This is a genomic window from Flavobacterium sp. (assembly GCF_035760125.1).
In the GTDB taxonomy this organism is placed as follows: Bacteria; Bacteroidota; Bacteroidia; order Flavobacteriales; family Flavobacteriaceae; genus Flavobacterium.
Genome location: NZ_DASTTN010000210.1, coordinates 1 through 6368, shown reverse-complemented (window position 1 = coordinate 6368; position 6368 = coordinate 1). Strand labels below are relative to the sequence as shown.

Sequence of the window (6368 nt, the reverse complement as noted above, 5' to 3'; positions counted from 1 at the left end):
TTTGAAAAATTACAAACAGGCCAAAAAATATTTTGAAAGAGGATTGAAAGAAGAACATTTGTTTGAGGACAAACCTAAACTATATGCTATGTTATTGGATAATTTGGCTTATTCCAAATTCAAACTTAAAGAATCCGAAGGGTTACCAAATCAGTTTTATAGAGCGCTAAAAATAAGAGATAGTTTGGATTTTACCGCAGGGATTATTATTAACAAAATTCATCTGTCTGAATATTTTGCTTCGAAGAAAGATACGTTAAAGGCTATTCAATACGCTAAGCAGGCACTTATGTTTTCGCGTAGTAATAATCAATTGAGAAGAATTTTGGACGCTCTCAAACAAATGGAAGCGGTAGATCAAAAAAAGGCTTCTATTTATTCTAAAGAATACATCCTCATTAATGATCGTTTGCAAAAAGCAGAACGTAAAATGGGTGAAAAATTTTCCAGAATAGAATATGAAACAGATGAAATTAAAGTAGAAAACACTAATCTGGAAGGACAAAACAAGAAACTTTTGTTGATTTTTGGGTCTTTTATAATCTTGGCAATATTGTTGTATACCATTAAATTGCAAAAAGTTAAACAACGTGAATTGTTGTTTAAACAACAACAACAACAAGCCAATGCAGAAATCTACAATTTGTTAATTAATCAGCAAAACACTATTGAAATCAATAATATTAAAGAGAAAAAAAGAGTAGCTAGAGAATTACATGATGGTGTTTTAGGCAGAATGTTTGGTGTTCGAATCAATTTGGATAGTTTAAATAAAATCAAGGATGATTCTGGTATCGAAAGCAGATTAAATTACCTAACAGAACTCAAAAATATTGAACAAGATATTCGTGAAATTTCACATAACTTGAATAGAGAAAAATCAGAATTAATTAATAACTTCGTAGCAATCGTTACTAATTTATTCGAAGAACAGAAAAAAACATATTCGACTAAATTTCTTGCTCACATTGACCCCGCCATAAAGTGGGATTTGATTGACAATACAGCAAAAATTAATTTATATCGAATTCTTCAAGAATCACTTCAAAATTGTAATAAATATGCTAATGCAACAAAAATAAAGGTAGAATTCAAAAAGGAAAATGACAATTTAGTACTGAAAATAAATGATGATGGAACAGGATTTAATGTCAATCGAGCCAAAAAAGGTATTGGCTTGCAAAATATAAAAGTAAGGACCATAGAATGTGAGGGAACACTTGAAATAAAATCAAAAAAAGAAGAAGGCACTTTAATTATAATTACAATTCCAGTTAAAAAAACACAAAAACCAGTAGTAAAATGATAGTTGATTCAAAAGTGGAAAAGTTAATTAAAAAAAATATTTTAATAGTAGATGACCATCCCTTTATAATTGACGGATATAAAAACGCCATTACCCGCTACAAACCTGACCTTTACGAATATTCATTCACTCAAGGTAAGGACTGTGAGACAGGTTATAATATTATTACAAATCCAGAAACTCCTCTTTTTGACATTGCCTTTTTAGACATTAGTATGCCTGTATATGAAGAAAAAGGAATTATTTCTGGTGAGGATTTAGCCAAATTAATTATGGAATTGATGCCCAATTGCAAAATTATTTTATTGACAATGTACACTGAATTGCTTAAAATAAAGAATATAATTGAGACTATAAATCCTGCAGGACTTGTTATAAAAAATGATTTAACCTTTGATGAATTACTTTTTGGTTTTGACATTATATTGAAAGATGAAATTTATTACAGTCACTCTGTGATTAAAATGGCCAAGCAAATTAATAATGATTTTGAGGATATCGATCAATTTGATAAATTGATTTTATTTCATATTTCCAAAGGGACAAAAACCAAAGATATTCCACAATATATCCCTATTTCATTACATGCAATAGAAAGCAGAAAAGTAAATCTAAAAGAATTATTTAAAATTGAAGACGGAAGTGATATCGATTTGATTCAGGAAGCAAAAGTTAGAGGAATTATCTTTTAACTCCTCAAATAAACAAAAAATGACACTGAGATAGTGTCATTTTTTTCATTTAATATTTTTTATTCCATCATCATTACTCACTTATTGCGTCCCAACCTCTTGCTTTCAAAGGTATTTTGGTATTGGCGCGAGTTACAAGATGAACCCCCTCACTCTCTTGGGTCATGTGCCCAATAATACTGAAGTTTGGATTTCCTTTTATTTTTTCAAAATCTTCCATCGCAATGGTAAAAAGCAATTCGTAATCTTCTCCACCGTTGATGGCAACTGTTGTGCTATCGATATTAAATTCTTCGCAAACATTTATGAATTGAGGATCTATCGGCAATTTATCTTCATATAAATTACAACCAACACCCGATTGTTTGCACAAATGCATAATCTCCGATGATAATCCATCGGAAATATCAATCATAGAAGTCGGTTTTATTTCCAAAGCATGCAATAAAGTGCGGACATCCTTGCGGGCTTCTGGCTTCAATTGACGCTCAATCAAATAGGTATAGGCATCCAAATCTGGTTGAGAATTAGGATTTACTTGAAAAACTTGTTTTTCTCTCTCTAATACTTGTAATCCCATATAAGCGGCTCCAATATCACCTGTAACTACCAATAAATCTGTTTGTTTGGCTCCGTTTCTATAAACGATTTCATTTTCATCTGCCTCTCCAAGAGCAGTGATACTGATGATTAATCCTTTTTGGGAAGAGGTCGTATCGCCGCCAATTACATCTACTTTATACTCTTGGGCTGCGTGAGCAATTCCTTCGTATAGTTCTTCTAATGCTTCTAATGGAAAACGATTCGAAACCGCTATCGAAACTGTGATTTGTGTTGGTCTGGCGTTCATCGCACAAATATCGGATACATTGACCACGACGGATTTGTAACCTAAATGTTTTAAGGGCATGTAGGCTAAATCAAAATGCACACCTTCAATCAATAAATCGGTGGAAACAACCACTTTTTTTTCTTTGAAATCCAAGACGGCTGCGTCGTCACCAATCCCTTTTAGTGTGGAAGGTTGCGTGATTTCGAAGTTTTTTGTCAAATGGTCTATTAAGCCAAATTCTCCTAATTGGGCTATGCTTGTACGTTGCGGGGTTTTATCTTCAATCATTTTGTCTGTTTATTGCTTTTTTGGTTTTACCAAGGTTGCAAAGGTACGAAGTTGATTTGCTTTATAAATTTAAAAGAGAAGAGATTTTACTGTAACATATTTTTATGATTCCATTATTTTTTGCACCTTTAGTTTATCAAAACATCAAAAAATGAACTCATTCGATATTGTTACCCTTACAGTAAATCCAGCTTTAGATAAAAGCACCCATTTTAAAGGTTTAGTGGCCGAACAAAAAATACGCTGTTCAGAACCCCGATTCGATGCAGGTGGCGGCGGAATCAATGTCTCCAAAGCTATTTCTCGTTTGGGTGGATCATCATTAGCAGTATTCACTTCTGGAGGGCCATTAGGAAAAATGCTGGAAGAATTGGTTGCCAAAGAATCCATCGCCTATCAAGCCATTCCTATCCAAACTTGGACTAGAGAAAGTTTTGTCGCGGTAGATGAAAATACTAATTCTCAGTATCGTTTTGGTTTTACAGGAGGCGAAATAACCAATGAAGAGGAACAAGCGGTACTTCAAGCCATAGCCAACTTAAAGCCTAAATTCCTAGTAGCCAGTGGTAGCCTAAACGAAGGTTTATCATTCGATTTTTATCAAAAAGTTGCCGAAATAGCCAAAAAATCGAATTCAAAGCTAATAGTTGACACCTCTGGAGAAGCCTTGAAAAAAGTATTGGAAACAGGTGCTTATCTCATCAAACCAAACGTAGGCGAATTGGCAAAACTAGTAGGCGTTGAACGACTAGAAATGGAAGAAGTAAATGAAGCGGCCAAGCAGATCATTGCCAAAGGTGGAGCCGAAATTGTAGTGGTCTCACTCGGGCCTCAAGGAGCAGTATTAGTGACCAAAGACAATTATGAATTTGTTCCCGCTCCCAATGTTGCTAAGAGAAGTACCGTTGGTGCCGGCGACAGTATGGTTGGCGGAATGGTTTGGGCGCTTTCGCAAAATAAAAGCTTGAAAGAAGTCATCCGTTGGGGTGTGGCCTGCGGCTCTGCTGCTACAATGAACGAGGGAACGCAATTGTTTAAAGGTGCAGATGCGCAACGGTTGTTTGATTGGTTGAAGGATAAATAAACAATCTGTATTTTCAGAAAAGACACAGAAAAACCTGATAATTTTTACATCATCAGGTTTTTTCTTTATTCTTGAATCTTTCTTCTATTCTCTAAAAAAGATTAATCATTCAATTTCAATACCGCCATAAAAGCTTCTTGCGGAATTTCAACATTTCCTACTTGGCGCATACGTTTTTTACCTTTTTTCTGTTTTTCCAACAATTTACGTTTACGAGAAATATCTCCACCGTAACATTTGGCAGTAACGTCTTTACGTAAGGCTTTAATCGTTTCACGGGCAATGATTTTCGCGCCAATTGCTGCTTGAATCGGAATGTCAAATTGTTGTCTCGGAATCAATTCACGTAATTTCTCGGTCATTTTCTTTCCGATGTTATAAGCATTGTCTTCGTGAATCAACGCAGAAAGCGCATCAACCGTTTGACCATTCAATAAAACATCCAAACGAACCAATTTTGAAGTTCTCATTCCAATTGGAGAATAATCAAATGAAGCATATCCTTTTGAAACCGTTTTCAATCTGTCGTAAAAATCGAATACAATCTCAGCCAAAGGCATATCAAAATTCAATTCTACACGTTCCGTTGTCAAATATGTTTGATTCGTAATTTGACCACGTTTTTCGATACACAAACTCATTACGTTTCCAACAAAATCAGATTTGGTAATGATAGTCGCTTTAATAAAAGGCTCCTCAACACGATCCAAACGAGAAGGTTCCGGTAAATCAGATGGGTTGTTAACTACAAAAGCATCTTCCGGATGTTTTTTGGTGTAAGCCAAATACGAAACGTTAGGAACAGTAGTGATTACAGTCATATCAAACTCACGTTCCAAACGCTCCTGGATAATCTCCATATGCAACATTCCCAAGAATCCGCAACGGAAACCAAACCCTAAAGCCGCAGAACTTTCCGGTGTAAATACCAACGAAGCATCGTTCAATTGCAGTTTTTCCATAGAAGAACGCAAATCCTCGTAATCCTCCGTATCAACAGGATAAATCCCGGCAAATACCATTGGTTTTACATCTTCAAAACCAGTAATCATATTCGTAGTAGGCGTTTTGGCATCGGTAATCGTGTCACCCACTTTTACTTCTTTGGCTTCTTTAATTCCAGAAATCAAATACCCAACATCTCCTGTCGAAATCACATTTTTAGGAACTTGATTCAATTTCAATGTTCCAACTTCATCGGCAAAATACTCGTTTCCGGTAGCCATGAATTTTATTTTTTGGCCTTTTTTAATTTCCCCGTTTTTCACACGAAAAATTACCTCAATACCACGAAACGGATTGTAATGTGAATCGAATATTAAAGCCTGAAGAGGCTCATCTTTTACTCCTTTTGGAGCCGGAATTTTTTCAATAATCGCTGCCAAAATATTTTCTACACCAAAACCAGTTTTACCAGAAGCGTGAATAATATCTTCCAATTTACACCCAAGCAAGTCAATAATATCATCACTTACTTCCTCTGGATTGGCGCTTGGTAAATCAACTTTATTCAAAACCGGAATAATTTCCAAGTCATTTTCAAGAGCCAAATACAAGTTAGAAATAGTTTGTGCCTGAATACTTTGTGCAGCATCCACAATCAATAACGCACCTTCGCAAGCCGCAATAGAACGAGAAACTTCATAAGAGAAATCCACGTGACCAGGAGTATCGATTAGGTTCAAGATATATTCTTCCCCTTTATACGTATATTCCATTTGTATCGCGTGACTTTTAATCGTGATACCACGTTCACGTTCCAAGTCCATATTGTCAAGCAATTGAGCTTTTTCTTCACGAGCAGTTACCGTTTGGGTTGCCCCCAATAATCGGTCCGCCAATGTACTTTTTCCGTGGTCAATATGTGCAATAATGCAAAAATTCCTAATATGTTTCATCTTATCCTAATATCAAATTTATTTGGGCGTGCCGGCAGAAAAAGCCGTCGGGCTATTCGCTACAAGTCCTCGTCCCGAAAAAAACGGGACTGCGGGCTTTCCACTACTATCCCTCACGCAAACGCCGTAAAGCGACAATTAATCTGCAAATATACTCTAAATTCAACAGTTTCAAAGTTTCAAAATAGGAAACTCAAGCATTTACCCAAAGTCTTTTCAAATTGTAATACATATACCCCTTAATTAGTTACCATATTATTCAAAATCA

General features: G+C 35.3%; 5 protein-coding genes. 3 read left to right on the top strand and 2 right to left on the bottom strand.

The genetic code is table 11. The features are described 5' to 3' along the window. Together VFS71_RS07805 and VFS71_RS07800 are read left to right on the top strand one after the other, a co-directional pair. On the top strand, window positions 1-1306 hold a 1306-nt coding region (locus VFS71_RS07805), incomplete at its 5' end, for a sensor histidine kinase (RefSeq protein WP_326400366.1). Continuing rightward, entirely contained in the window at window positions 1303-1998 is a 696-nt protein-coding gene (locus tag VFS71_RS07800; protein WP_326400365.1) for a response regulator, read from the top strand. The genes VFS71_RS07805 and VFS71_RS07800, both read left to right, overlap by 4 nt. 73 nt (window positions 1999-2071) lie before the next feature. On the opposite strand, the gene thiL is transcribed toward VFS71_RS07800, so the two are convergent. Next, on the bottom strand, window positions 2072-3118 hold the full coding sequence (gene thiL / locus VFS71_RS07795) for a thiamine-phosphate kinase (protein WP_326400364.1): 1047 nt from the start codon (window positions 3116-3118) through the stop codon (window positions 2072-2074). Window positions 3119-3269: 151 nt separating this feature from the next. Here thiL and VFS71_RS07790 point away from each other — a divergent pair, with 151 nt between their 5' ends. Beyond that, window positions 3270-4202, top strand: a complete 933-nt coding sequence (locus VFS71_RS07790; RefSeq protein ID WP_326400363.1) for a 1-phosphofructokinase family hexose kinase — start codon at window positions 3270-3272, stop codon at window positions 4200-4202. Window positions 4203-4303: 101 nt separating this feature from the next. On the opposite strand, the gene lepA is transcribed toward VFS71_RS07790, so the two are convergent. Then, window positions 4304-6100 carry a translation elongation factor 4 gene (lepA, locus tag VFS71_RS07785; protein WP_326400362.1) on the bottom strand — a complete coding sequence of 599 codons (1797 nt, stop codon included), beginning with the start codon at window positions 6098-6100 and terminating at the stop codon, window positions 4304-4306. Between the last annotated feature and the right edge of the window lie 268 nt (window positions 6101-6368).